The organism is Streptomyces sp. ADI95-17 (assembly GCF_003846175.1).
GTDB lineage: Bacteria > Actinomycetota > Actinomycetes > Streptomycetales > Streptomycetaceae > Streptomyces > Streptomyces sanglieri.
Map to the genome: position 1 here is coordinate 176,425 of NZ_ML123049.1, position 24,413 is coordinate 200,837.

The window sequence follows — 24,413 nt, forward strand, 5'->3', positions numbered from 1 at the left end:
CGCGCAGCCGTTCCCAGCGGCGGGCCGCCGTGGTCGCGTCCACGCCGAGTGCCCGGCCGATCCGGGACCACGGTGCCCGGGGAGCGGCCTGGAGAGCGTCGACGAGAGCCAGATCCAGTTCGGAGAAGTGCTCGCCCTCACCGGCCTCGCGGGAATCGGGGGCCATGGCTCCTCCCAAGATGTTTTCCTGCAATTCTCCGGGAAGTCCGGTCACAGACCGGATCGTAGGGGCACTTCCGGCCGATGCCCAGCCTCGGTCACCCGGAGTCGAAGGAGTGCCGCGTGTCTGCTCCGCCCCCGCAGTCCACCCGGAGAACCGTCCGGATCACGATCGTGCTGCTGTTCATCGCCTGGCTGGTCGACTACGCCGACCGGCTCGTCATCAATCTGGCCCTGCCCTCCATCGGAGCCGAGTTCGACGTGGGCCGGGGGGAGCAGGGGCTGATCGTCTCGGCGTTCTTTCTCGCGTACGCCCTGTGTCAGATACCCGGCGGGATGCTCGCCGACCGGTACGGCGCCCAGCGGGTCATGCTCTGGGCTCTGCTGTCCTGGTCCGTGTTCACCGCACTGACGGGCCTCGCCTGGTCGTTCGCCGTCCTGCTGCTCATGCGGTTCGCGTTCGGTGCCGCCGAGGGCGTCTTCCCGCCGGCCTCGATGAAGGTCCTCGTCGAGCGGACCACACCGGCGCAACGGATGGGAGCCAACGGCGTCATCATGAGCTCCAACGCGCTCGCCGGCGTTCTCACCCCGCTCCTCGTTGCGCCTCTGATCGCCGCTTTCGGCTGGCGCTCGGCGTTCTTCTCGACAGCGGCCCTGGGCGTCTTCGTCCTGGTGGCGATACGTGTGTGGCTCCCGGCGCCGTTGCCGCTCACGGAGCCGGAGACCCGCGTCGCCCGGCGGCGCGCGGGGGGCGTTCTGCGGTTGGGCGTGATCTGGCGCTTCAGCGCCATGATGTTCGGCTACAGCATGATCGTCTGGGGTCTCAACACCTGGATCCCGTCCTACCTCAGCGAAGAGTACGGCGTCTCCCTCGTCTCGGCCGGAGCTCTCGTGGCGATCCCGGCCCTCGCCGCGGCGGGCGCGATCGTCGTGGGCGGCCGGCTCTCGGACCGGCTGGGCGGGCATCACCGCAAGGTGATCGTGCCCAGCATGACGGTGGCCGCCGTCACGCTGCTCTTCATGGTCTTCTCGCCGTCGCTCACCGGTTTCGTCGTCTTCGGCACGTTCGCCTCGGTCGCCGTCTCCCTCTGCTACATGCCGATCCTCGCCGTTCCGCTGGGTGGGCTGGCGGCCGAGGACATCGGCGTGGGCAGCGGGGCGATCGTCTTCGGCGGCCAGGTGGCCGGCATGGTCGCCCCGCCCGTCATCGGTGCGCTCGCCGACGCCTTCTCCTTCAAGGTGGCCTTCGCCTCACTGGTGCTCGGCGCGGCCATCGCCGCCGTGATGGCTCTCCTCACCCCGCAGGACACCGCCTCCTTCCGGGCCGCCACCGGCCTGCCCGACCTCCCCGCACCCGCAAAGGAGCACTCATGACCGCCGCCTCCGTCTCCCGCCTGCTGTCCGGCTTCCCGGACCGGCTGCCCGGCCTGCGCGCCCTCTACGAGGACCTGCACGCCCACCCCGAGCTGTCCTTCCAGGAGTTCCGTACCGCAGGAGTCGTCGCCGACCGGCTGCGGAAGCAGGGCTGGGAGGTCACCGAGGGCGTCGGCGGCACCGGCGTGGTCGGGGTCCTGGCCAACGGCGAGGGCCCGGTGGTCCTGCTCCGCGCCGACATGGACGGGCTCCCGGTCCAGGAGCGGACGGAACTGCCGTACGCCTCCCGGGAGACCGCCGTCGACAGCGAGGGCAACAAGGTTCCCGTCATGCACGCCTGCGGCCACGACATGCACGTCACCTGTCTGCTCGGCGTGACCGACCAACTCGCCGGCGCCCGTGCGGAATGGCGCGGCACGGTCGTCGCCGTGTTCCAGCCGGCCGAGGAGGTCGGCGGGGCACCGGCCATGATCGAGGACGGCTTCCTGGAGCGGTTCCCGCGCGCCGACATCTGCCTCGGCCAGCATGTGGCCCCGGCCCCCGTCGGCTTCGTCGGCACCCGCCCCGGGCCGGTGATGGCCGCCTCCGACAGCCTGCGGGTCCGCCTCCACGGCCGTGGCGGACACGGGTCCACGCCCGAGACCACCGTCGATCCGATCGTCATGGCCGCCGCGGTCGTCATGCGGCTGCAGACGGTTGTCTCCCGGGAGGTGGGGGCGGCGCAGACCGCCGTGGTGACCGTCGGATCGCTGCACGCCGGGACGAAGGAGAACATCATCCCCGACACCGCGGAGCTGCGGATCAACATCCGCTCCATGACTCCCGCGGTACGGGACCGGGTCCTGGCGGCCGTCGAACGGATCGTCCGCGCCGAGGCTGCCGCGTCCGGGGCCCCCGAGGAACCCGAGATCACCGGTCTCAACTCCTTCCCCGTCACGGTCAACGACACCGCGGCAACGGGCACCGTACTGACCGCGATCGCCGAAGTCATCGGCGAGGAACGGGTCTTCACCCTGCCCGAGCCCCTCACCGGCAGCGAGGACTTCGGTGTCTTCGGCACGGCTCTCGGTGTCCCCTCGGTCTTCTGGCACTTCGGCGGCGCGGACCCGGCACTGTTCCAGCACCGCACCCCCGAAACCCTGCTGACGGACGGTCTTCCCGACACGGTCCCCGCCAACCACTCCCCGTACTTCGCCCCCGTTCCGGAGCCCACGATCCACACCGGCGTGACGGCGCTGCTCGCGGCGGCCGCCCACTGGCTGTGCACCGAGGACGACCGTGCTTCCGACCGCCAGGAGAGGTGACGTGCCTCTCGATCCGGATACCGCCGGCGGCCGGATGGCCGGCACCGCCACGAGGCCGCTTCCCACCTCTTCTCCCCATCTCCTCATCCGAAAAGGACGTCCGCATGAATTCGAACGGCTCCGGCACCGATCTCGCCTACCTCAGCGCCACCGAGGCGCGACGGCTCTTCGACGCCCGCGAACTCTCCCCGGTGGAGCTGATGCGCGCGGTCATCGAACGCGCGGAGCAGACCGAACCGGTCGTCAACGCCTTCACCGAGCAGCTCTTCGACGAGGCACTCCAACAGGCCCGGCAGGCCGAGGACCGCTTCCTCGGCAAGGGCGGACTGGCGCCGCGCCCGCTGGAAGGCATCCCGGTGGCCACCAAGGAGAAGCACGCCATCGCCGGGCGCTCCCTCACCGAGGGCTCGCTCGTCAACGTCGGCAACACAGCGACCGAGAACGCCCCGGTGATCGACCGGATCCTGGACGCGGGCGGCATCATCCATGCCCGCACCGCCACCCCCGAGTTCTCCATCACCACCTTCACCCACAGCCGTCTGTGGGGCGTCACCCGCAATCCGTGGAACCCCGAGTTCACCCCCGGAGGCTCGTCCGGCGGAGCCGGTGCATCCCTCGCGGCCGGTACGGCGCTGCTCGCCTCCGCCTCCGACATCGGCGGCTCGACCCGTATCCCCGCCGCCTTCACCGGCACCGTCGGCTACAAAGCCCCTTACGGCCGGATCCCCGGCGTCGCACCGCTGTCCGCCGACCACTACCGAGGCGACGGCCCCATGGCACGAACCGTGGACGACTGCATCGCCTTCGCCAACGTGCTGGCCGGCCCCGACCCGCGCGACCATGTGTCGCTGCGCCCGAAGCTCGTCCTGCCGGCCGAGTACGACGCGGTCGCGGGGATGCGCATCGCCCTGTGCCTCCGCCTGGGTGCCTACGACGTCCACCCGGAGATCGAGGCCAACACCCGCGCGGTCGCCCGCGCCCTCACCGACGCGGGCGCGATCGTCGAGGAGATCGAACTCCCGTGGACCAAGGAAGACCTCCTCATCAGTGCCGCAGGGCACTTCTCCACCATCTTCGGCGCCCTCGTCCGCGAAATCGAAGAGAAGCACCGCGACCGGATGTCGGACTACGCGGCAGCCTTCGCCGACACCATGGCCGTCGCCCGTGAGCGCGTCACCTTCCTCGACGGCCTGCGCGTCGAGACCCGGCTGCAGCGCGAACTGGGCGAGGCGATGGCCCCCTTCGACGCCCTGATCTGTCCGACCACGGCCGTCCCGGGACTGCCCGCCGGAGACGGTCTCCTGGGCCGCCTGGTGGTGAACGGCGAGGACCACGGCGAGCCGATGTGGGCGCCGATGACCCTGCCCTTCAACATCAACAACCGCTGCCCCGTTCTCAACGTGCCCAGCGGTCATTCCAGTTGGGGCCTTCCGACGGGCGTCCAGATCGTCGGCCACACCTACGACGACCCGACCGTCTTCCGTATCGGTAAAACCCTGGAGCAACTCCGCCCCTGGGCCTACACCCCGGCCCATCGGCCGACCGCCCTGACGGCACCTCTCGCGCAGTCGGCCGCGGTTGATCGCCGGCCCTGACCAGGTACTTGGTGGGTGACCGGCTCGACCTTGCAGCCGGGACAGCGTCTATTTCGGCGCGGCGTGTTCCCTGCTCGCACATGTGCCACGCGTCGTACGGCAACGGCAACGGCAACGGCAACGGCAACGCTTCCGCAACCGCAACCGCAACCGCAACCGCAACCGCAACCGCAACCGCTACCGCGTGGCCGCCCGCACCTCCGACACGCCTGACGGTACGAGCGGTCACAGCGGCTTTCGTTGGGGCAAGGGCCTGTGACCACGGTGTCTGCCGCCGCTGTCCTGCCCCCAACTCCTATGCGGGATAGGGCAGAAGACCCGCGTCGATCTTCTCCCAGGCCGCTCCGAGCGCGGCCACCAGCTCCGGTTCGTGCGCCGACCGGTCGGCGCACTCCCGCTGGTCCTGCTCCAGGTCGAAGAGCGCGTCCTTGCCGTTCTTGTGCGGGTACCTGGCTTTCGCCGCGCGGTGGTACTTCCACTTGCCGCGGCGCAGCGCCCGCTCCTCCCGGGTGCGCCAGAAGAGGTCCCGCTCGGGTGCCTCCTCGCCGCGCAGCAGGTATCCGGTGAGGCTGACGCCGTCCAGCGGGGTGGCCGGGTCCGGGCGGGCCCCGGCGGTGTCGAGGAAGGTGGCGGTCCAGTCCGGAGTGAACACGGGGACGTGGCTGACCTGGTGCCCGCCGATCCGGGCCGGCCACCGCAGAATGGTCGGCACCCGGATTCCGCCCTCCTGCAGCGCGTACTTGCTGCCGCTGAGCGGCCAGCTGTGGGAGTACCGTTCGCCGCCGTTGTCGCTGGAGAAGACGACGACCGTGTCGCGGTCCTGCCCCGACCGCTTGAGGGCCCGCATGACCTCGCCGACGGAACGGTCCAGACCCTCGACCATCTCCCGGTACTTGTCCAAGGAACCGCCGTCCATGTGCGCGAGGGCGAGCTGAGCCTGTTCCAGCGGCAGTTCGAGGACGAGCTTCTCCAGCCGCGCCGCCTCCTCCGTGTCGCCCTCGGCGATCCAGGGCCAGTGCGCGGTCGTGTAGTTGAGGTTGAGCAGCCACGGCTTGTCGTGGTCGCGCTCGATGAACTCGCTCGCCCGCTCGGTGAGGATCCGGGTGTAGTAGCGCAGGTCCTTGTAGGGCGTCTCGCCCTCGTACAGGTCGTACCGCCTGTCGCTGGTGAGCTTCGAGTAGTACTCCATGGCGCCCCCGAAGTTCCCGAAGAACTCGTCCCAGCCGGACTTGGTGGGGGAGTACTCGGGCAGGAAGCCGCAGTGCCACTTGCCGATCATCGCCGTCGTGTACCCGGCTCCGCCCAGGAGCGAGGCCAGCGTGGGATGGGTGGGTTCGAGACCGACGGTGGACTTCTCGATGATCGGCTCCTCCAGCCCGGCCTCCGTACGCCCCGGATAGCGGCCGGTGTAGAGGCTGAGCCGGGTGGGCGAGCAGGTCGACGAGCCGGCGTAGCCGTCGGTGAACCGCACGCCCTGTGCGGCGAGTCGGTCGAGGTTCGGGGTCTTGATGTTCGGCGAGCCGTAGCAGGAGAGATCGGCCCAACCGAGATCGTCGGCGAGGATGTAGAGCAGGTTCGGCCGCTTGGACTTCCGGTCCGGGGATGCGCGGAAGGGCCGTTCCTCGGCGGCCGGCGTGGTCGCCGCGGCCTGGGCCTCGGTGGCGGGCAGGCCGGCTATCGCGGCAGCCGCTCCCGCTCCGACGGCGCCGCCGAACGCTCGTCGGGACAGCTTCTGTTCAGGCTTGGGCACAGTTCGCTCCTTTACCGGGCACGACGCTGATGCGGTGCTGGGGAAAAAGTCTGGTCGCGGCGGACAGCGCTGTTTCATTCGGTGCCGCCAGGTTCTGTGCGTTCTCTGGGAATTCACGGCCGCCGGGGTAGGCGAAGTCATCCGATAGCCGGGGCAATTCGGGACAGGAGTGGCCTGGAACTCCCAGGAAACTCCCAGGAATTCCCCGGAAGCGGCGATGTGGGGTTGCGAGAGTGCAGCCACGCCGACGGATGACGACACCCCGGTCGCTGTACGGGCCACTTCGAGCACGTGCCGCCCGCCGGGAACTCCACATGCCGGGCAAGTGCCCAACAAGCCGCGCCCGCACAGTCATCCGTTCCGGCAGTCACCAGATCACCGATCCCTCTTTCAGGAGCCACGCGTGGCAGCCCTTCTCTACAGACTCGGCCGGTTCGCTTTCCGGCACCGCTATCTCGTGGTCCTGTTGTGGATCTCGCTCCTCACCGTGGGCGGCGTGGCCGCCGCACAGGCCCCCGCCTCCGGTCCCACGACCTTCGCCATGCCCGGCACCGAATCCCAGCGCGCCTACGATCTGATCGACGAGCGCTTCGAGGGGCAGAAGGCCGACGGAGCGACGGCACGGGTCGTCTTCAAGGCCCCCGAGGGCCACCGGATCACCGAACCGGCCCTGCGTGAAGCGATCGGGACCGCGGTCGAGACACTCGCCTCAGGGGCCGAAGTCGACCGGGTCACCGACCCGTTCAAGACGAAGGCCGTCAGTGGCAACCAGGCCGCCGCGTACGCGCAGGTCAGCTACGAGGTCTCCGCGGCCGAGCTGTCGGAAGCCTCCCGTGACGAGCTCGCCGACGCGGTGGCCGAGGCCTCGCGGTCGGGGATGACGGTCGAGGCCGGCGGCGCGACGCAGAAGGGCGGCAAGGGTTCGCACGCCGCCGAGGCCATCGGTCTCGCCGTCGCGGCCGTCGTCCTGCTGCTCACCCTGGGTTCGCTGATCGCCGCCGGGCTGCCGCTGGTCACCGCTCTCATCGGCGTCGCCATCGGTGTGTGCTCCATCACCGCACTCGCCTCGGCCCTCGAATTGGACTCCACCACCTCCGTGCTGGCCATGATGCTGGGCCTGGCGGTCGGCATCGACTACGCGCTGTTCATCGTGTCGCGCTACCGCAGCGAGCTGGCGGAGGGGCGGCGTCCGGAGGACGCGGCCGGGCGGGCGCTCGGCACCGCGGGATCGACGGTCGTCTTCGCCGGTCTGACCGTGGTGATCGCACTCGCCGGTCTGGCCGTGGTCGACATCCCGCTGCTGACGAAGATGGGTGTCGCGGCGGCGGGGACCGTCGTCCTGGCCGTGCTCGTCGCGCTGACCCTGGTGCCCGCACTCCTCGGCATCGCCGGGCGCCGGATCAAGGCGCCCCGGACACGGCACAAGGCGGCACGCGCCGGGGCCGCCGAGGGCGCCGAGGCAGTACGCAACATGGGCAGCCGCTGGGCGGCATTCGTCATCCGCCGCCCCGTGCCCGTGCTCGTCGTCGGCATGGTCGCGCTCTGCGCACTGGCTGTCCCCGCGGCGTCCCTTCAGCTCGGACTGCCCGACGAGGGCTCCCAGCCGGAGAGCACCACACAACGCAGGGCGTACGACCTGATCTCGGAGAACTTCAGCCCCGGCTTCAACGGACCGTTGCTCGCCGTCGCGGACGCGAAGGACAGCGACAACCCGAAGCAGGCCGTCAGCGAGGTGTCCGCCGTACTGAAGGGCATCGACGGCGTCTCCACCGTCAGCCCGCCCCGCTTCAACGAGGCCGGCGACACGGCGATGATCACCGTCATACCGGAGTCCCGGCCCGGCAGCGCCGAGACGGAGGCCGTGGTCCATGCCATCCGTGACGCAGGCGGCGACGTCATGGGCGAGGACGGCGGCCGGCTGATGGTGTCCGGCAGCACGGCGATGAACATCGACGTGTCGCAGAAGCTGGACGACGCGCTCCTGCCCTATCTGGCCCTCGTCGTCGGCCTCGCCTTCCTGCTCCTCATCATGGTCTTCCGCTCCCTCGCGGTGCCGCTCAAGGCCGCCCTGGGGTTCCTGTTCTCCGTCGCCGCCTCCCTCGGGGCCGTCGTCGCGGTCTTCCAGTGGGGCTGGCTCTCCTCGCTGATCGGGGTCACCGACCCCGGGCCCGTGATGTCGATGATGCCGATCTTCATGGTCGGAATCGTCTTCGGTCTTGCCATGGACTACGAGGTGTTCCTGGTGACCCGTATCCGCGAGGCGTATATCGGCGGCCACACGGCTCGCGAGGCGATCGTCACCGGATTCCGGCACAGCGCGCGGGTGGTCACGGCCGCGGCACTGATCATGATCGCCGTGTTCGCGGGATTCATCGGGTCGGACGAACAGATGGTCAAGACCATCGGATTCGGCCTGGCCGCCGCGGTGTTCATCGACGCCTTCGTCGTACGGATGACCCTTGTCCCCGCCGTACTCGCCCTCATGGGCGACAAGGCGTGGTGGCTGCCGCTGCGCCTCGAAGCCGTACTTCCCCGTGTGGACATCGAAGGGGACGGCCTGCGGGCCGAGGACGAACCCGATGAGATCGCCGCTCTCCCCGGCGCCCGGTCCTGACGGCCCGGGGCCGAGAGAGAGCCCGTGATGGCTACCCCGACGAAGACAGCAAAGGCGACAAAGGACATGAACACGGCGAAGGTGGTGAAGGCGGCGGTGGCAGCACCGGAAAAGGCGGCCGCGTCGAAAGGACCGGGCACAGTCACCCGCCACATCCTGGAAGGGGCGGCCTCCGTCACAGCCGCCGTCGCCGTGATGACGCTTCTCGCGTACGCGGCGCTGAACAGCCTGCACGCCGAATCGGCCGGGCCGCTGAGCCTGCTGGTCCCGATGGTCGTCAGCATGGCTGTGGGCGGCACGTTGACGCTGTCGTCGGGAGGCGGCGGAACCGTGGGCGGGGGTGATGCTCCCGGCGGTGGCCTGGGTGGACTTCTGGGCGGTGCGGGAGGGGCCGGGGGCATGAAGCTGGAGGTGGCCGGAGGCATCGACCTCATGCCGCTGACGCTCACGCTCGTCGGCTCCGTGGTGCTCGCCACGCTCTTCTTCCGGCCGCTCAAGGGGCGCCGCAGGCCCGCCGGGGCGCTGTTCGGGGCCCGGTTCGGCGGTGCGGTGCTTGCCGGGGTGACGGCGTTCGCGGTGACCGCCTCCCTGTCGTCCGGGAAGCTGCGGCTACCGGAATCCGTGACCGAGAAGCTGGGCCAGGGCAAAGGAGGCGGCGGCCGTGGCGGCCAGGGCCTCAGCAAGGCCGTCAAGGACATCGCCGTCGACGTCGATACAGCCGCGGTGGCCGTCCAGGGGCTCGTCTGGACGCTCGTCGTCCTGGGCATCGGCTGCATCGCCGCCCGCCGCACCTGCCTGCCACGCTCCTTGGCGATGTCCGGGATCCGGCGCAAATGGAACCCCGCCACCTCGGCGGTCTCCGGAGTCCTCCTGGTCCTGGTCCTCATCCCGCTGACGCTGTCCGCCGTGCTGGTCGCCCTGTCGCTCACCGGCCGTGAGATGCCGGGCGCCGCCGCGAAGGCCGGCGGAGCGCTCCTGCTTCTCGCGCCGAACCTCCTGGCCGTCCTCCTGACCGCCGGGGAAGGTTCTGCCTGGCAGGGCACCATGCAGAGCCAACAGGGCCAGGGCGGGGGAATGGGAGCCATGTTCGGGCAGGGCCAGGCCACCCCCTCGTCCCCGCCCCGCGGCAAGAACGTCATGGACATCGCGGTCGCGGGCATTCCCCTGTGGGCCATCGGCCTTGCCCTGCTGCTCACCGTGCTGCTCGTCTGCGGCTACCGGACCACCGCCCGCACGCCCGTCCCCACCGCACGCGCGGCGGCGAACGCCCTGCTCGGCTTCCATCTGCAGATCGCGATGCGCATCGCGATCATCACTTCCCTGTGCACCGTGCTGCTCTCCTGGCTCACCACAGCCTCCGGCACCTTCGGCATCAGTATCATGGGCATGCAGATGGGCGGTGCCGAGGCGGACCTGAGCGGGGACTGGCTCCTGGCCTGTCTCACCGGCAGCATCCTCGGCGGCGCCGCAGGGTACGCCGGGAGCCATCTCCACCGTTTTCGCCGGATGCGGCGATCACCCGCGGTATCCGGGGCGAAGAACCGTCCGGGCCCTTCCTCGGATCCGGGACGTCCGCAGCCCCGGGCCGCCGCGGCCAAGAACTCATGACCGCGCCGCAAGGCGACCACTGCTGTCCAGGATGCCGAGCATGACCACTCCCCTTCCGGCCACCGGCGGGAATCTGCTCGTCGTCGACGACGAGCAGACCGTCCGCGAGCTGCTTCCGACCGCACTGCGCTACGCGGGCTTCACCGTGGACACCGCCGCCAACGGCGAGCAGGCCCTGGACAGGGCGTCGCAGCACCCGCCGGACCTGGTGCTGCTCGATGTCATGCTGCCCGACATGGACGGCTTCGAAGTCATCCGGCGCCTGCGGGAACAGCCGAACCCGGCGGCCACCGACCGCCTCGGCCCCATCCCCGTCATATTTCTCACCGCCCGGGAAGCCACCCAGGACAAGGTCAACGGACTCCTCCTGGGTGGCGACGACTACGTCACCAAACCGTTCGACCTCGAAGAGCTGATCGCCCGCATCCAGGCCATCCTGCGCAGGACCAAGGGAAACCCCCGGGCGACCCTGATGATCGCCGACCTCGAACTCGATCCGGAGGGGCATCAGGTCACCAGAGCGGGAGTCCCGATCCGGCTTTCCCCCACCGAATTCCGGCTCCTGCACTTCCTCCTCTCGAACCCGGGGAGCACAGTGACCAAGCCGCAGATCCTGGAACACGTCTGGCGCTACGACTTCGGCGGAGACCCCAGCATCGTGGACAACTACATCAGCTATCTGCGGCGCAAGATCGACAACGGCGGTCCGAAACTCATCCACACGGTTCACGGGATCGGCTACGTCGTGCGCGGTCCGCGCGCGTGATCCTGCGTATGACGATTTCCAGGATCCGTCCGGTCGTGAATCGGTATTCCCTCCGTGCCCGCCTGTTGTTCCTCGCGGCAACCCTGCTCGCCGTCGGCCTGCTGACCAACGGGTTCTTCGTGATCAAGGCGCTGGACGGTTACCTGATGAAGCAGGCCGATTCCCGGCTGGAGATCACCACGCAGATCTGCGCCCGGCTGCCCGCCAGCGCCCTGGAACCCCTGCGGAGCCAACAACTCCCCTCGCAGTGGAATCAGTTCAGCAGCCTCGTGGTCCTGTACACGGACGATCGGGGGAATGCCCTGAACACGCTCCGCCCGGAGAAGGAACCGCCCGGAGGCGGCCCTGATCTCCCCGTTCTCGACACCGAAGCCGTCGACGCGCGCCAGGGCGAACCGTTCACCGTCGACTCCCAGGACGGTTCGGGGCGATGGCGGGCCATCGCGGTGCCTCACCAGGTGCCCAACGGCCCCCCGGGCACCTCCGATCCGCCCAGCAACGTGATCGTGGCGACCTCGCTCAGCCAGGTGGACGACACCGTGAACGAGATCCGGGGCATCTCCGCCATGGTGGGCAGCATCCTGGTCTGCCTCCTCACGGCGGTCGGCTGGCTCGCCGTGCGATCGGGACTCCGCCCCCTCACCCGTATCGAGGAGACCGCCACGGCCATCGCCCACGGCGACCTGTCCCGCCGCGTGCCCGCACTGGCCGGACCGCGCACGGAGACCGGACGGCTCACGGCCTCGCTCAACGGGATGCTCGTCCAGATCGAGACCGCCTTCCAGGCCAGAGAGGAGGCGGAGGCGCGGATGCGTCGCTTCGTGGCCGACGCCAGTCACGAAATGCGCACCCCGCTGGTCGGCATCAAGGGCTACACGGACCTCTACCGCATGGGCGCGCTGCCCACCCGGAAGAGCGTCGACGAGACCATGGAACGCATAGCCCGGGAGTCCGAACGTCTGGGCAGACTCGTCCAGGACATGCTGCTGCTCGCGAAACTCGACGAGAGCAACTTCCTGACACGGTCATCACCGCGAACCCCCACTCCGTACCCGCTGGACCTGGCTCCCATGGACCTGCGCACCCTCGCCGTCGACGCACTGCACGACATCCAGGCCATGGCCCCGACCCGGTCCGTCGGTCTGACCGGCCCCGACGGGGGGAAGGCCACCTCGGCTCCGGCCCTCGCGGACGAGGCGCGGTTGCGCCAGGTGGTCAGCAACCTGGTCGGCAACGCGCTGAACCACACACCGCCCGACAGCGACATCCGCATTGGCGTGGGTTCCCTCGACGGCCATGCGGTACTGGAGATCGAGGACGGTGGACCGGGTCTGACGCCGGACGAACAGGAGCGGGTCTTCGAGCGCTTCTACCGGTCGGACAACTCACGCAGCCGCGTGGCCGGCGGAGGCTCCGGGCTCGGGCTCGCCATCGTCCACGCACTCGTCACCGCGCATGGCGGCCGCATCGAACTGCGCTCGGCACCGGGCGAAGGATGCCGTTTCAGAGTGCTGCTGCCACAGCTGCGCATCGATCCCTGACCTCCGCGGCGGAGTTCAGGACCGGCCGCCCCTTCGGCTCGCGTCGGTCCCGGCCGCCGGACGCGCCGACGCCCCGCGCCCGGTACGGAACCGGACACGGGGCGTCAGTAGGTGGTCGTGCCTCAGTGATCGGTGGCGTACGACACGAAGGCGGCCCACTGGCGGGGCCCGAAGGCGAGCTGGGGGCCCTGCGCATGCTTCGAGTCGCGTACGTGGATGGTCCTGGGGGCGAAGGCGACCTCCACGCACTCCGGGCCGTCATTCGTGCTGTAGCTGCTCTTGAACCACTCCAGCGCGGAACCGTTCCCCGAGGGGTTGGTCATCATGTTTCTCCCAGCACTTTCTCGATGAAGGCCAGCGACTCACGAGGTGTGAGGGCCTGGGCCCGGATGATGCCATAGCGGATCTCAAGGATCTGGAGCTCCCTGGGGTGGGAGATCAGCCGGTTGGTGAGCTGGACCTCGTTGTGCCCCACGGTGCCCCCTTTCTCAAGCCGGAGAAGCTGAAGCGACCCCGCGAGGCCGGCATGGTCCTCCCGATCCGTGGGCATCACCTGGATCTCCACGTTCCGTCGCCGACCGACACCCAACAGGTGTTCGAGCTGCTCCCGCATCACCATTCTGCCCCCGAGCGGACGGCGCAGCGTCACCTCTTCCAGAACGAAACTGAACACGGGCGCGGGCTGCCGGTCGAAGATCTCCTGGCGTCCCAAGCGCGCTGCGACAAGGCGCTCGACCTCCTCCTCGGTGAAGGGCGGACGCCGCATCCCGTACAGCGCCCTCGCGTAGTCCGGCGTCTGAAGCAGGCCGTGGACGACGGAGTTGGCGTAGGCGCACAGCTCAACCGCCTTCGCCTCCAACTTCGCCAGATCCCGCACCTTCTTCGGAAACCGGGCCTCCTCCGCGTCCTTCTTCAACCCCGCGATCAGCCCACCGGCCCCCAGCACCCTGTCGGCCTTCTCCAGAAACACCTCACTCGGCGCCCGCCGCCCCCGCTCCACCGAGGAGACCTGCTCCTCGCTGTAGCCGATGGCCGTACCCAACTCGGCCTGGGTGAGCCCCTTCCGCTCGCGGCACGACTTCACGACCCGGCCGATCGTCCGCAGTACGGCCGCCGACTCCTCGTCGTCACCGTCGTACGGCTCCATCCCGTCGCCGCCCTGCGTTCCCTGCTCCGTCACACCCACGTTCGCGCACCTCCACGTCCGCCACGTCCGCCACGTGCGTACCCAACTCCTTGTCAGGGCACCGCGTAACGCCACGCCGCCCGGACAGAGCCGCACAGCACCCGGACAGTGACGTTGCGTACCGCCGTCGTTACTGGTCAGGGTAGAGGTGGCCGACCACGCTGAGTGACATGAATCGCGATACTGCCCACTCGCCGGCACTCCGCCCCGGGCCCACGCAACACACCGCTCCCGCCCGCCACTTCGCCATTCTTCTCTCGGCCACACCGCGCGGCGCCCGCCTCGCCCGCCGCCTCGCGGCCGAGGAACTGCACCGCTGGGGTTGGCCGTACGACACGGAGGCCAACCGGACTGTGAGCCTTCTCGTGGCCGAACTCGCCACGAACGCGGTGCGGCACGGACGGGTACGGGGCCGCGACTTCCGCCTGCGGCTCACCCTCCGCCCAGGAGGGCAGGCCCTCCGTATCGAAGTCACGGACGCGCGTCCCGAGCGCCGCCCACCCGCTCCCGGCGCGATTCCGCCGCCGTTCCCCGACCTGGACACCGGCCGGGGCCTCCTCCTTGTCGAGGCCCTGTCCACCCACTGGGGCGCCACCGACAGTGACCCGTACACCAAGACCGTCTGGTGCGAGGTCGCCCTGACCTGACTGTCAGTACCGTCTGCGACGCTTTCTGCCATGACGCGCACGGAATTCCTGAACATCTCGTTCTTCTGGGGCTGTTGGACCTTCTTCGAAGCGGTGTGGATCGCCATGCTGTGGCAAACCCGCACCCGTGTGCTGGGCAATGCGTTGTACCGGATTCCTGGCATGAAGCACATCCGGCGTGGCGCGTGCGAGAAGCGGGTCGAGACGCTGCTCGCGGCGTTGGGGCAGCAGGGCGTACCGGCGGAAGGCAGGCCGGACAAAGATGAACTCGTCGACCGGTGGCACCGCATCGTCGCCGGTCGGTGCGGGGCCGTGCTTCTCCAGGCGGTACCCCTCCTGCTTGCTGTGCTCCCCTTCTGGTGGGCGACTTCGTTCGCCCGGACCGAGGAGGGCGTGCCGTTCTGGATGTGCGCCGCCGTCGCCGGGTTCGGCAGTGTCTCCATCGCGCTCATGGCTGCCGACGAACGGGCCACCACGGTCTCCGACCCGGCCGGGGCCGTCACGGTGGAAGCGATCCACTTCCTGGAAGCACTGCTCATCCCGGTCCGGCGTGGTGCGCAGGGCTCAGCCCTCGATGCCCACGGCAAGCAGTTCCGGCGCCTCTGCAACGTCCTGCGCGCCCATGCCCGGCACGGAACCCGCACAATGCCACCCGCTGTCCGAGAGAGCGTGAGGGACACCACGGAGCGCCTGATCATGGCACTCGCCGAGGGCGACCAGCGCTACCTCCTCGGTGGAGGTGCGGATCGATCCGCCGCTGAGCGTGACCTGTCCCGGCTCGTCGCCGACGTACTCCGGCACAGCTGCCGCGCGCGTGCCCGGCGGGACAGCCTGGTCATCGTCGACTCCCAACTCCTCGCGAACGTTCCGGAGACCGAGGGTGCGGGTTCCTCGACCGAGCCTCTCAGAAGCCGGCTGCTGGCCGGTGCGGGCAGGTTGGCGGTGGCCGCGGGGCTGCTTGCCGGGGCGTTCCTTTTCCCGGGAGGCGGAGAGGCGTCGGGCCTATTGGCTGTTGCGGGCGTCGCCAGTGTTGCCGCGATCTGGCCGCCGCTTCGTGAGGTCCTGTATCGGGGCGGAGAGCTTCTCACCGGCCGTTCGTCCACTGCCCGAGAACCCGAGGCGATGGGTGAGGAGCCGAGCCACCCGGCACCGTCGCTGCCGTGTCCCCGCTGCGCCGACCGTCCGACTGCGACCGGAGGATCGCGGCCGGCTGGGTGAGGAGGCCGGAACGGACAGAACGACTCGGAAGGGCTGACCATGACCGAAACGGACGTGACTGACGCGGAGGTGATCGCGGACGTGCCGAAGGGCAGGAACCAGGAGCTCGACCGCCGGTTCGCAGCCCCGCGTGCGATCGGCTTCCACCTCGTGGACTACGTGGTGCACGGCTGGGACGTCGCGGCGTCGCTCGGCATCCGGGCGGCGTACGACCAGGATCTCGTACGCGCCGCTGCCTAGGCGGCCCGCAAGGAGGTGCCCGACGGGCCGTCACGGGAGCGGCCCGGTGCCTCGGTCCGCCCAGCGGTCGAGCTTGCCGGTGCGGCGAGCGCCGAGGACCGCCTGCTTGCGGCGCTGGGCCGCGACCCGCGGTGGTCGCCCGAGCAACCGAAGTAACGAACCCGGCGTCGGTACCACCCGCTTCGGTTCACTGGTGACGTGGATATTGCGCCGCGCCGAATGCGTACCGGAACGAGGCTGCCATCTCCGCCTGCGGACGGTGGTCGGTGTCCTGCGAGTGGGCCGGCAACAGCAGAGTCTTTTCCGCCTCGGGAAGCAGGTCCAGGCGGGCGTCGGCAGAGCGTTCGGGTGAGTGAATCGCGGAGACGAAGGTCTGACAGCCGCCTGGCGGTCAGCGTGCGACGAACTGCGTCAGAATCGCCTGCACCTCGTAGATGTTGACCCCCTTGGTGAAGGTCTTCTCGATCGGCGTCGAGCTCCCCGACACCCAGATCTTCAGCTCGGCATCCAGGTCGAAGTGGCCGGCCGTCTCCACGGAGAAGTGCGTGATGCTGCGGTACGGCAGCGAGTGGTACTCGATTTTCTTGCCGGTCAGCCCCTGCTTGTCGATCAGGATCATGCGCTGGTTCGTGAGCAGGATGGCGTCCCGTATCAGCTGATAGGCGCCGTGGATCTGCTCGCCCTGGCCGAGCAGCCGGGCGTACTCCCGCGCCGCCTTGTCCGGATCGATGGTGTGCGCGTTGCCGAACAGTGCCACTGGGGTCCCCGTCTGTCGTCCTGCCGTTCCGTCCTTCGGTCGTTCAGTGAACGGGTGGGTTCGCAGGCGAGTTCCCTGGCGCTTCGAGCCCCATTTGCGGGGCAGCGGTCGATCACCTGGTGATCACCTCTGGTGCCCGAAGTGGGCGACGGCGAAGTTGTCCAACGTTTGCCCGCCTTTCGGCATCCACACCTCGGCGCCGAAATAGTGGAGCAATGATGCGGAAAGACGAGCTCGATACGCAGACCTGGTCGGATGCGCTGAAGATGTACGAATGGCTCTGCACGTTCGTCGGCGTCGCTCGGCGCGCACACGAAGAATGGTGGTTCGACGTCGGGTCGATCATGCGTCTTGAGACCCGGGACCCCCGGGATCCCCGGGGCTGGGAGTCCATCGACCGCTACAGGGGTGAGGTAAAGCGCTTGGACAACCCGCTCTACCTGTGGTGGGACACACCCTCCACGCCTGCGGATGTGGAGCGTTACAGCGGGCGGGTGGGAGAACTCCCCAGGGAATCGGTGCGGTCGCTGCTTGTTCTGCTCGGAGTCACAGCAAGTGGCGTGGACGTCTTCAGAACTTTTGGGTGGGAGAAGTACAGGCCACAGAGGGAGCGCCGGGCTGAAGTGGTCCTTTCGCGTTTCCCTGTCGACATCCGCTTTTACACCAACTTCGGCTGGAAAGGCGACCTTCCCGACTTCTAACGACAGCCGTCCCGAAGCCACGCCCCCTTCAGCGGATATGACTGGGACGCCGGTCTGATCGCCGTGAATGACGACAGCACATCCACCGCCGGCTCGCCCAGGGCGCCCGCCCCCGCCTCACCACCGAGGCCTCCTGGTCGTCCCACGACGATCCGGTGGGCCGCCGGGTCCTGCTCCACAGGCGATGATGCTCCCCGGACGCGACTCGGTGGACGTACGGGCCGCGCGCGTGGTCCTCAGGCGTGAGCCGAGCAGCCCGCACGGCTTCGTCGTCCTCACCACCGACCCGACCTACCCGTAGAGGCTGCGCTACCGTGTCCATGAAGCACCTCGAATTCGACCGCCGCTATGGCGAGTTGGACCAGTGGTCAGCGCCTACCTCGGCATGCCCGCCGCCGAAGAGCCCGGTATGCCCGGCGAGGCCCTCCATGCCTACCTCCGCCACACCTGGCACACCCGCCCCCGGGCCACCGCCGAACGCCGGCTTTGCGACTACGCCCGCAACCCCCGGGCCTGGGTGCATGGGGGTGCCCCTATGCAGTTCGTCAAGGTGGCGGGTTAGCTTGCTGATGGATGTCAGCTGGGGAGGGGGATGCGGTGGGGGCGTCAGGTGGAGGGCCGAAGCCGCGGGCCGTCGAAGAGTGGCGGGACGTCTATGACCTGCTGGATGCCGTTCGGCAGAGGCCGAATGCATGGGTGCGTAACGGCTCGTTGCAGGAACTGGCGGTGATGATGTTCGGCTACCACCTCGCGCTTCAGGTCCATGATGGCGCTGAGGCGTTCGAGTTCCACCGTGGAAGTGGAGGGTTTGCCTCTTGGCTCAGCAGGACCCGTGGATGGCCGATGGCGACCGGATGGGACGTTGCGATCATGGAGAACCTGCCTGGCGAACCTCCGCTTGACGCCTTCTTCCGGCTCGTGGACGAGTACCGGGAGTTCGCAGGTCAGCCAGGCTCGTGAACGCTTTCAGCATGCTGTCTGCTCAAGCTGATCGTGCAGGTTGGGGTTAGTAGAGGGTTCCGTCGCGGAGCATCGCGAACAGGACGTCGGCCCGGCGTCCGGCAAGGCAGAGCAGGGCCGGGGATCCGGCCAGGCCCGGCACGATCGACGCGGCCGCCTCGGTGCCAGGGACCGTCACGGTCTGCTCGTCCGGGCAGCGATGATCTCCTCGACCAGCCGCTCGGCCATCCGCGGGGCCTTCGGTCGCAGCAGCGTGACCAGTCTCCTCTGCTGGCCTTGCGTATCTGGGTCGGGGAGCCGAACCGTTCCAGCAGGGTGAGGACGGCCGGGTGCTGCAACCGCGGGCCCAGCACCCGCTCCGGCGAGGGATGGATCTGGGGCAGCAGGCTGCGGAGCCGGTTCGCGACCCGGGTCGCTTCCCCTGAGAGGTCGTCGTCGAAGCCCACGATCATCTCCAGCTCGGCGCGATCGTTTCGTCCTCGCCGTCGATCGCACGCAGCGTGTGCGGCATCGCGCGGGCCGCGTCCGCGATGATGAATGCGTCCTTCGCGTCCGTCTTCGCCTCACCCGGGTAGAGGTCGGCAATCCGCTGCATCGTCAGCCCCGGCAGATAGGCGCCCGGGCAGCCCCCGCACGCGTCAGCGAAGGGCCGGGCGCTGATCCGCAGAGCACGCAGAGAGCCGTGCCCTCGTCGGATGCTCCGTGGACCGGACATCCTCGGACACCTGGGCGGCTGTGCGAAACTCGACCGTGTACCGCGCCGTGCCGCATCGGCCGGGCGACTCCGGCCATGATCCGTCGGACCGGCCCGAGCCTGTCACCTCGAAGGGAAGCTCTCCGGATGCGCATCGGGATCGTCGGTACCGACAACAGCCATGTCGACCAGATCGTCCGCCACCTCAATGTCGGCAAGGCCGGCGGCGACGCGCGCGTGGTGGCTCTCGGTGGTGGTCGCGGTCGGCGCAACGACGCGCTGGCGGCCGTCGGAGGGATCGCGGCGGTCGTCGACGAGCCCGCCGCCCTGATCGCGCTGGTCGACGCGGTCGTCGTCGCGGACCGGGACGGCGCTAACCACCGGCAGCAGGCGATCCCCTTTCTGGCCGCGGGCCTTCCGGTCTTCGTCGACAAGCCGCTCGCCCGACGCGCTCCTCGGCCCGGCGCGCCGACCACTCGATGAGCCGGGTCAGATCGACCGGCCCCATCGGACCCCCGTCGCCGTCGCGCAGTGCCCTGAGCAACAGCGCGTGCACCGCCGCGATGGACCGCGCCACCTCGCCCTGGAGGGTGGCGCGGGGCAGCGCCCCGTAGAACGGTGCCTCCGCCGCGCAGCGCGCGACCACGACGGCCGTGAGGTCACCGACCCGGGCAGCCATCCGGGCGTGCAGGTCCGACATCGGCGCATCGTCACACCGCCCCGGCCATGCCGTCAATCGGAGCCCCGGGCCCGGCGGCGCGGGCAGTGCGTCGGGCGTGTCCCCGAACCGCTCGCGGCCGCCGACTCGTCGACGAAGGAGACGACGTCATGTGGCACATCCGTAGCATGCCAACCTGCGTATGACGGGTGTCATCAATCCCCAGGGCCCGGAGTGGCACTACGAGCACGATCCGGCCGGATGCCTCATGCCCGAGTCCGACTTCGACGGTCGCACCGTGACGCACACCTACGACGCGGCCAACCGGATGACCTCAAGGACGAACAGCCTCGGCCAGACTTTCGGTTCGAGCACGACAGCCTTGGCAAGGTAGTCGTCAAAGACATCGACGGTGAAGTGACCACCCTCGAATACGACATCGTTGGCGAACTCGCTGCAGCAACAGGCACGACCGCGATGCGGTCCCGGTTGCCGGGCCGCCATGGCCGTCTGCGCTTCGGGACTGTGAGCGGACGAACCGCTATCCACCCGTACGACAGGCTCGGTCGACGTGTGGGGCGGACTACTGCTGGCGGCGTTGTGAGCGAGTGGACTTTCGATGCGGTCCGACCTGCGATTCCGCCTGGGAGTCGCGCGCCTCGGCAGTGCCCGGGCGGGGGAGCGGAAAGACGTGGTGCCTTTCGGCGGCACGTCGTGCGAGAAGAGGGCGCACCGGCGACCCGTCCGTCCCGGCAGGGGCTCGCGTTCACGATCCAGCGCGGCAGGAGACCCGAGCCGTACTGTGTGGCTGCGGGGCCACCCGCAACGCACCGTTCTGCGACCACATCGGGCCCTGTCGGCCGTCCCGGTCCGCGCCCGCAGACAGCAGGAGCTGAGCATGACCACACCGCGTGACCTGATGTTCGTAGCCCTGGACCCGGCATCCGGCCGGCCGCCGGGCCAGGGCGAGCTGTCGCTCGGGCTCGCGGGAGCCGAACTGATCGACCTGGTCGACGCCGGGGCCGCAGAACTGGACGGCGACCACATCGTGCCGGCCGGCGTGGACGCGCCCGACGACGCGCTGTTGCGGGCCGCCGCCTCGGTGCTGGTACGGGAGGAGCCGTACGAGTCCGTGGACGACTGGCTGTGGCGGCGGGGACGCGACTTGTTCTCGGCCTACCAGGCCGCTCTGGAGGAGGAGGGGCTGCTCACCCGGCAGCGAGGCCGCAGGCTGCCGTTCCGGGCGGGCAGTGAGCCCACACTCGTCGATTCGCCCGAGCGTCGTCGTGCGGCCGGCCGGCTGACGGCGGAGGAGCCCGTGCTCACCGCTCTGGTGGCAGCCGTACTGATTCATGACGAATCCGCCGACGGCTCCGACGGCTCCGACGGCTCCGACGGCTCCGACGGCTCCGACGGCTTCGGTGGCTCTGATGGCTCCGCTGAGTCCGTGGACCTGCCGGACGGCGTGGAGGCGGTGCTGGCCGCGGTCGGCGACGCGGAGTTGGAGCTTGCGGCCGTACGGCAGCGGCGGGATGTGGAACAGGCGGCCTTCGACAACATCTGGCGAGGTGTCTGACGGGCCGTGTGCCCGGCCCATACGGAGATCCGGCCGCGTTGGCCATCTTCCCGGTGTCATGAACCGACCGCTGATGCCGATGGCCGACGGTGTGAGGGGCCGGGCGATCCGGGGGCGTGAGCGGTGATTGCGGATCCCTGGCTGCCCGGCCGGACTCGTCGATCGACGCGCCGAGAGCGTACGGCTCGCACGGCTCGTCGACGCGGTCGGGGTGGGCGGGAGCCCGGGTCGTACAGTTCGCGGGCGTGCAGTCGGAGATGGAGCCGCTTCGCCGGGCTGTACCGACTGTGGGCACCCGTGCTGGACCGGTTGGGGAGCCTGTCGGTACCGCGGCAGGTGGCGCTGCGGGTCGCTTTCGGCTGAGTGGCGGGCCGCCCCGGAGCACCTGTGCCTCGACTGCGAGTCCGCCACCGAACCCGAACGCCAGGAGGTGCACCGGGTCTTGCCAGGGCACCGGACCCACGGTCGGTCCCGGCCGAAGACGATCGGTCTCGGCGGTCCCGCCGAGACCTGTTCCGGCCGGGCCCGCATCGTGGAAGCGGCTGCTCCGCAGGGCGGGGGTCAGTCGACCGGCTTGCCCGGTTCGTCATGTGTGGAGCAGTGGATGCCGCCGCCTCCGGAGGCGATGGTGTCGATGTTGATCTGGACGATGTCACGCCCGGGAAAGTGCTCCCGCAGGATGCTCTTGGCCCGCTTGTCGGACTTTCGGTCGCCGAACCCGGGGATGAAGACCGAATCGTTGGCCACGTAGAAGTTGGCGTAGGTCGACACGAAGTCGTCGCCCTCGCCGGTGATCTCGTACAGGTCGGGCTGGGGGAGGTCGATGATCTCGAAGGGGCGGCCCTTGGCGTCCGTCGCCCTGCTCAGTACGGACTTCGCCTGGTCGGCCGCGCGTGACCAGGAGTCGGCGGGGGTGTCGGGGTGGGCCTTGTCCAGGAGCACCACGCCGGGGGCGGTGAAGCGTACGAGGCTGTCCACGTGGGCGTCGGTGATGTCCTGGCCGCGTACGCCGGCCAGCCAGATGACCTTCTTGACGCCCAGGGTCTGCTTGAGTTCCGCCTCGATCCGGTCCCGGCTCTTGCCGGGGTTGCGGTTGTCGTTGACGATCGAGCTCTCGGTGATGAGGAGGGTGCCCTCGCCATCGGTCTCGAAGGAGCCGCCCTCGGCGATCAGTGGGGCCTTGCTGCGGGGGATGTCGTACGCGGTCAGGAGGGTGCGGCCCACCCGGGCGTCGTTGGTGTGCTGCTGCTTGTTGCCCCAGCCGTTGAAGTTGAAGTCGATGCCGGTGACCTTGCCGTCGTCCTCCACGAACACGGGCACCGTGTCGCGGGCCCACAGGTCGTCGACGGCGAGCGGAACGACCTCGACGTCGCGGCCGCACGCCTTCTGGGCGGCCTTCTGCTGGTCGGGCCTGGCCAGCATCACGACGTACTCGTACTCCGCGACGGCGTGGGCGATGCGGGCGATGTCCTCGCGCACGTAACGGAGATCCTCACCCCACACCGACTCCAGGGCGGGCCACGACATGAAGGTGCGTGCGTGGCTCTCCCACTCGGCGCCCATTCGCCGTCCCTTCGTCATCGCGTCCTCGTTGCCGGTGCCGCTCGGCCCGGTCGCCGACTCGCCGGGGCCGCAGGACGAGGCGCCCAGGACCGCGGCACCGATCCCGGCGATCGAGCGGAGGGCCGAACGGCGGGAGGGGAGATGGTGGGGCACGGTGAGCTCCGATGAGTGTGATGGGGCCAAGCTAGCTGCCGGGGTGCGGGGGCGCTCGGTGAGTGGGGGGCTTCCCCATTCGTTCGTCCACTGTGGCACTAACTGAAAAGTCAGTCAAAGAGGGAAGGGTGGTGTGGGGCTGGTCGACCGGGGAGTTCCATGGCTATGGCGTCCCGCATCAGTTCGCGGGCGTGGCCCGTGGACAGCAGTCCGCTCAGCCAGCGTGTGCTGAGGCCCTCCAGGGTGGCGGTGAGCCGTTCGGCGGACTCGGTGAGTGCGGGGGCGGGAGCGGCCGGCCGGATGCGGGCGAGGGTGCTGGTCAGTTCGCCGATCCAGATCAGGCGGGCCCCGGCCAGTGCGGCGCGAAGCTCGGGGTCGAAGACCGCTGTGGCCTGCAACTCGCCCCAGGCGATGCTGTTCTCGCGCACTTCGGGCCGGTCCTGGAACTCCAGCAGGAGGGAGCGTTCGAGGTCGCGGTGGGGGTCGTTGTCGTACTCCCGGGCCGGTCGGTCCACGGTGCAGCGCTCGGCCCGGTCGCTGATGAACTCCAGCGTCCGGTGCAGGATGCCTGCGCGGTCCTTGAAGTGGTAGTAGGCGAGCGCGGTGGAGACGCCGGCTTCGGCGGCGACCTCGGGCACCCGCAGGCCCCGGACCCCACGTCGGGCGATGACTCTGGCCGCCGCTTCCAGGATGGCCGTCCTGCGGTCCGCCTCCACGTCATGCCCTTCCGATGTGCCGGCTGATCGACGGACCGCATCGTCTCATGTTGACTGAAATTTTAGTTAACTGCGCGATCGTCCCGGTGGCGGCCCGTGGCCGCCGCCGCGCCGCGTGCTGCAACCGGCCCGTACCGCACTGCCCGCCTCGCAGCGGCCCTGCCCTCTCGCCGAAAGAGACACCGCCTGTCCTCTCAGCCTCCCGGCGCGCGGTCCGCCCACTCGCCCCTGTCGGCCGACGACCCCCGCGAGATCGGCGGCCACCGCCTCCACGCCCGGCCCGCACTGACCGTCGTCCCAGTTGTGCCGCCTGTTCCCGGCGCCGGTCGGGCCTCCGGGGACGGTGCGCGGACCGGGTCCGAGCGGCGCCGTCCCCGCCGTGGGTGACGTCGCCGGACCGTGGGCGGCCTGGTGGTCGGGGTCGTGCTTCTTGTGGCCGTCGGCGGGGCGGCGTACTACCTGCCGGAGCGGCGCTCGGACACGGGGCGGGGCTTCTCCGACGAGCCCCGCCGACCCTGTGCGCCGTTCCGCACTCCCTCGACGCCGCCGTCCCGGACCGCACCGCCGTCCCGGACCGCACCGTCGTCCGAGGCCGCGTACGTGCCGGACTGCGCGGACGCCGGACTCACCGCC

General features: G+C 69.6%; 24 protein-coding genes and 2 pseudogenes. 17 read left to right on the top strand and 9 right to left on the bottom strand.

Going from position 1 to position 24,413, the window contains the following annotated elements; all coding sequences use genetic code 11:
* On the bottom strand, positions 1–166 hold a 166-nt coding region (locus tag EES42_RS46440; RefSeq protein ID WP_241196675.1), incomplete at its 3' end, for an AsnC family protein.
* Positions 167–282: 116 nt separating this feature from the next.
* On the opposite strand from EES42_RS46440, the gene EES42_RS27720 reads away from it, so the two are divergent.
* The 4 genes from EES42_RS27720 to EES42_RS44930 all read left to right on the top strand — a co-directional run bounded on the left by EES42_RS27720 (position 283) and on the right by EES42_RS44930 (position 4,691).
* Positions 283–1,533 carry an MFS transporter gene (locus EES42_RS27720; RefSeq protein ID WP_124721019.1) on the top strand — a complete coding sequence of 417 codons (1,251 nt, stop codon included), beginning with the start codon at positions 283–285 and terminating at the stop codon, positions 1,531–1,533.
* Positions 1,530–2,837 carry an amidohydrolase gene (locus EES42_RS27725; RefSeq protein ID WP_124721020.1) on the top strand — a complete coding sequence of 436 codons (1,308 nt, stop codon included), beginning with the start codon at positions 1,530–1,532 and terminating at the stop codon, positions 2,835–2,837. The genes EES42_RS27720 and EES42_RS27725 overlap by 4 nt, the downstream gene beginning before the upstream one ends.
* Positions 2,838–2,941: 104 nt before the next feature.
* A complete protein-coding gene (locus tag EES42_RS27730) occupies positions 2,942–4,432 on the top strand; it encodes an amidase (protein WP_124721021.1) in 1,491 nt (496 codons plus the stop codon).
* 82 nt (positions 4,433–4,514) lie between these two features.
* A complete protein-coding gene (locus EES42_RS44930; RefSeq protein ID WP_164495336.1) occupies positions 4,515–4,691 on the top strand; it encodes a hypothetical protein in 177 nt (58 codons plus the stop codon).
* A gap of 36 nt (positions 4,692–4,727) precedes the next feature.
* Here EES42_RS44930 and EES42_RS27735 read toward each other — a convergent pair whose 3' ends face one another.
* On the bottom strand, positions 4,728–6,182 hold the full coding sequence (locus tag EES42_RS27735) for a sulfatase family protein (RefSeq protein ID WP_241196621.1): 1,455 nt from the start codon (positions 6,180–6,182) through the stop codon (positions 4,728–4,730).
* A gap of 403 nt (positions 6,183–6,585) precedes the next feature.
* Between EES42_RS27735 and EES42_RS27740 the strand changes: the two genes are divergently transcribed.
* The 4 genes from EES42_RS27740 to EES42_RS27755 all read left to right on the top strand — a co-directional run bounded on the left by EES42_RS27740 (position 6,586) and on the right by EES42_RS27755 (position 12,711).
* Positions 6,586–8,796: an MMPL family transporter gene (locus EES42_RS27740; protein WP_124721023.1), complete on the top strand. Its 2,211-nt coding sequence runs from the start codon at positions 6,586–6,588 to the stop codon at positions 8,794–8,796.
* A gap of 66 nt (positions 8,797–8,862) precedes the next feature.
* Entirely contained in the window at positions 8,863–10,404 is a 1,542-nt protein-coding gene (locus EES42_RS27745; protein WP_124721024.1) for a streptophobe family protein, read from the top strand.
* A gap of 40 nt (positions 10,405–10,444) precedes the next feature.
* Positions 10,445–11,170, top strand: coding sequence for a response regulator transcription factor (locus EES42_RS27750; RefSeq protein ID WP_124721025.1), 726 nt, complete (start codon positions 10,445–10,447; stop codon positions 11,168–11,170).
* A 35-nt stretch (positions 11,171–11,205) separates the two neighbouring features.
* Entirely contained in the window at positions 11,206–12,711 is a 1,506-nt protein-coding gene (locus tag EES42_RS27755; RefSeq protein ID WP_323187724.1) for a sensor histidine kinase, read from the top strand.
* 122 nt (positions 12,712–12,833) lie between these two features.
* Here the strand turns inward: EES42_RS27755 and EES42_RS27760 are convergent, their stop codons facing one another.
* Together EES42_RS27760 and EES42_RS27765 are read right to left on the bottom strand one after the other, a co-directional pair.
* Positions 12,834–13,034: a DUF397 domain-containing protein gene (locus tag EES42_RS27760; RefSeq protein WP_124721534.1), complete on the bottom strand. Its 201-nt coding sequence runs from the start codon at positions 13,032–13,034 to the stop codon at positions 12,834–12,836.
* On the bottom strand, positions 13,034–13,858 hold the full coding sequence (locus EES42_RS27765; RefSeq protein WP_124721535.1) for a helix-turn-helix domain-containing protein: 825 nt from the start codon (positions 13,856–13,858) through the stop codon (positions 13,034–13,036). The genes EES42_RS27760 and EES42_RS27765 overlap by 1 nt, the downstream gene beginning before the upstream one ends.
* A 209-nt stretch (positions 13,859–14,067) precedes the next feature.
* Between EES42_RS27765 and EES42_RS27770 the strand changes: the two genes are divergently transcribed.
* The 3 genes from EES42_RS27770 to EES42_RS27780 are packed head-to-tail and all read left to right on the top strand — an operon-like array spanning position 14,068 to position 16,002.
* Complete coding sequence (locus tag EES42_RS27770) at positions 14,068–14,544, top strand: ATP-binding protein (protein WP_124721027.1); 477 nt, start codon at positions 14,068–14,070, stop codon at positions 14,542–14,544.
* 30 nt (positions 14,545–14,574) lie between these two features.
* On the top strand, positions 14,575–15,762 hold the full coding sequence (locus EES42_RS27775) for a hypothetical protein (protein WP_124721028.1): 1,188 nt from the start codon (positions 14,575–14,577) through the stop codon (positions 15,760–15,762).
* Between the two features lie 39 nt (positions 15,763–15,801).
* Positions 15,802–16,002 (top strand): DinB family protein, encoded by a 201-nt coding sequence (locus tag EES42_RS27780; RefSeq protein WP_124721029.1) that lies wholly within the window; start codon positions 15,802–15,804, stop codon positions 16,000–16,002.
* 391 nt (positions 16,003–16,393) lie between these two features.
* Here EES42_RS27780 and EES42_RS27785 read toward each other — a convergent pair whose 3' ends face one another.
* A complete protein-coding gene (locus tag EES42_RS27785) occupies positions 16,394–16,759 on the bottom strand; it encodes a PH domain-containing protein (RefSeq protein WP_124721030.1) in 366 nt (121 codons plus the stop codon).
* A 215-nt stretch (positions 16,760–16,974) separates the two neighbouring features.
* Here EES42_RS27785 and EES42_RS27790 point away from each other — a divergent pair, with 215 nt between their 5' ends.
* The 4 genes and pseudogenes from EES42_RS27790 (at position 16,975) to EES42_RS46445 (ending at position 18,420) form a co-directional block, all read left to right on the top strand.
* Positions 16,975–17,460, top strand: coding sequence for a hypothetical protein (locus EES42_RS27790; protein ID WP_124721031.1), 486 nt, complete (start codon positions 16,975–16,977; stop codon positions 17,458–17,460).
* Between the two features lie 74 nt (positions 17,461–17,534).
* Positions 17,535–17,761 (top strand): annotated as a pseudogene (locus EES42_RS27795) (hypothetical protein); the annotation flags it as partial.
* Between the two features lie 63 nt (positions 17,762–17,824).
* On the top strand, positions 17,825–18,022 hold the full coding sequence (locus tag EES42_RS27800) for a hypothetical protein (RefSeq protein ID WP_346775432.1): 198 nt from the start codon (positions 17,825–17,827) through the stop codon (positions 18,020–18,022).
* A gap of 11 nt (positions 18,023–18,033) precedes the next feature.
* Complete coding sequence (locus tag EES42_RS46445; protein WP_241196622.1) at positions 18,034–18,420, top strand: hypothetical protein; 387 nt, start codon at positions 18,034–18,036, stop codon at positions 18,418–18,420.
* A gap of 127 nt (positions 18,421–18,547) precedes the next feature.
* On the opposite strand, the pseudogene EES42_RS27810 reads toward EES42_RS46445, so the two are convergent.
* Positions 18,548–19,039 (bottom strand): annotated as a pseudogene (locus EES42_RS27810) (transposase); the annotation flags it as partial.
* 222 nt (positions 19,040–19,261) lie between these two features.
* On the opposite strand from EES42_RS27810, the gene EES42_RS27815 reads away from it, so the two are divergent.
* Together EES42_RS27815 and EES42_RS27825 are read left to right on the top strand one after the other, a co-directional pair.
* Positions 19,262–19,597 carry a Gfo/Idh/MocA family oxidoreductase gene (locus tag EES42_RS27815; RefSeq protein WP_164495337.1) on the top strand — a complete coding sequence of 112 codons (336 nt, stop codon included), beginning with the start codon at positions 19,262–19,264 and terminating at the stop codon, positions 19,595–19,597.
* 1,073 nt (positions 19,598–20,670) lie between these two features.
* The gene (locus EES42_RS27825; RefSeq protein WP_124721034.1) at positions 20,671–21,348 is read left to right on the top strand and encodes a GOLPH3/VPS74 family protein; all 678 of its coding nucleotides are present in this window, start codon (positions 20,671–20,673) and stop codon (positions 21,346–21,348) included.
* 561 nt (positions 21,349–21,909) lie between these two features.
* Here EES42_RS27825 and EES42_RS27830 read toward each other — a convergent pair.
* The 3 genes from EES42_RS27830 to EES42_RS44935 all read right to left on the bottom strand — a co-directional run bounded on the left by EES42_RS27830 (position 21,910) and on the right by EES42_RS44935 (position 24,409).
* Positions 21,910–23,064: an agmatine deiminase family protein gene (locus EES42_RS27830; protein ID WP_124721035.1), complete on the bottom strand. Its 1,155-nt coding sequence runs from the start codon at positions 23,062–23,064 to the stop codon at positions 21,910–21,912.
* 110 nt (positions 23,065–23,174) lie between these two features.
* Entirely contained in the window at positions 23,175–23,780 is a 606-nt protein-coding gene (locus EES42_RS27835) for a TetR/AcrR family transcriptional regulator (protein WP_124721036.1), read from the bottom strand.
* A 455-nt stretch (positions 23,781–24,235) separates the two neighbouring features.
* Positions 24,236–24,409, bottom strand: coding sequence for a hypothetical protein (locus EES42_RS44935; protein ID WP_164495338.1), 174 nt, complete (start codon positions 24,407–24,409; stop codon positions 24,236–24,238).
* Positions 24,410–24,413: the final 4 nt, after the last annotated feature.

What these genes read in the sequence shown, in the direction of transcription:
- EES42_RS27725 (WP_124721020.1), top strand. Translation starts at nt 1,530, where the DNA reads ATGACCGCCGCCTCCGTCTCCCGCCTGCTGTCCGGCTTCCCGGACCGG.
- EES42_RS27730 (WP_124721021.1), top strand. Translation starts at nt 2,942, where the DNA reads ATGAATTCGAACGGCTCCGGCACCGATCTCGCCTACCTCAGCGCCACC.
- EES42_RS27745 (WP_124721024.1), top strand. Translation starts at nt 8,863, where the DNA reads ATGAACACGGCGAAGGTGGTGAAGGCGGCGGTGGCAGCACCGGAAAAG.
- EES42_RS27750 (WP_124721025.1), top strand. Translation starts at nt 10,445, where the DNA reads ATGACCACTCCCCTTCCGGCCACCGGCGGGAATCTGCTCGTCGTCGAC.
- EES42_RS27760 (WP_124721534.1), bottom strand. Translation starts at nt 13,034, where the DNA reads ATGACCAACCCCTCGGGGAACGGTTCCGCGCTGGAGTGGTTCAAGAGC.
- EES42_RS27765 (WP_124721535.1), bottom strand. Translation starts at nt 13,858, where the DNA reads ATGGAGCCGTACGACGGTGACGACGAGGAGTCGGCGGCCGTACTGCGG.
- EES42_RS27770 (WP_124721027.1), top strand. Translation starts at nt 14,068, where the DNA reads ATGAATCGCGATACTGCCCACTCGCCGGCACTCCGCCCCGGGCCCACG.
- EES42_RS27775 (WP_124721028.1), top strand. Translation starts at nt 14,575, where the DNA reads ATGACGCGCACGGAATTCCTGAACATCTCGTTCTTCTGGGGCTGTTGG.
- EES42_RS27780 (WP_124721029.1), top strand. Translation starts at nt 15,802, where the DNA reads ATGACCGAAACGGACGTGACTGACGCGGAGGTGATCGCGGACGTGCCG.
- EES42_RS27790 (WP_124721031.1), top strand. Translation starts at nt 16,975, where the DNA reads ATGATGCGGAAAGACGAGCTCGATACGCAGACCTGGTCGGATGCGCTG.
- EES42_RS46445 (WP_241196622.1), top strand. Translation starts at nt 18,034, where the DNA reads ATGTCAGCTGGGGAGGGGGATGCGGTGGGGGCGTCAGGTGGAGGGCCG.
- EES42_RS27815 (WP_164495337.1), top strand. Translation starts at nt 19,262, where the DNA reads ATGCGCATCGGGATCGTCGGTACCGACAACAGCCATGTCGACCAGATC.
- EES42_RS27825 (WP_124721034.1), top strand. Translation starts at nt 20,671, where the DNA reads ATGACCACACCGCGTGACCTGATGTTCGTAGCCCTGGACCCGGCATCC.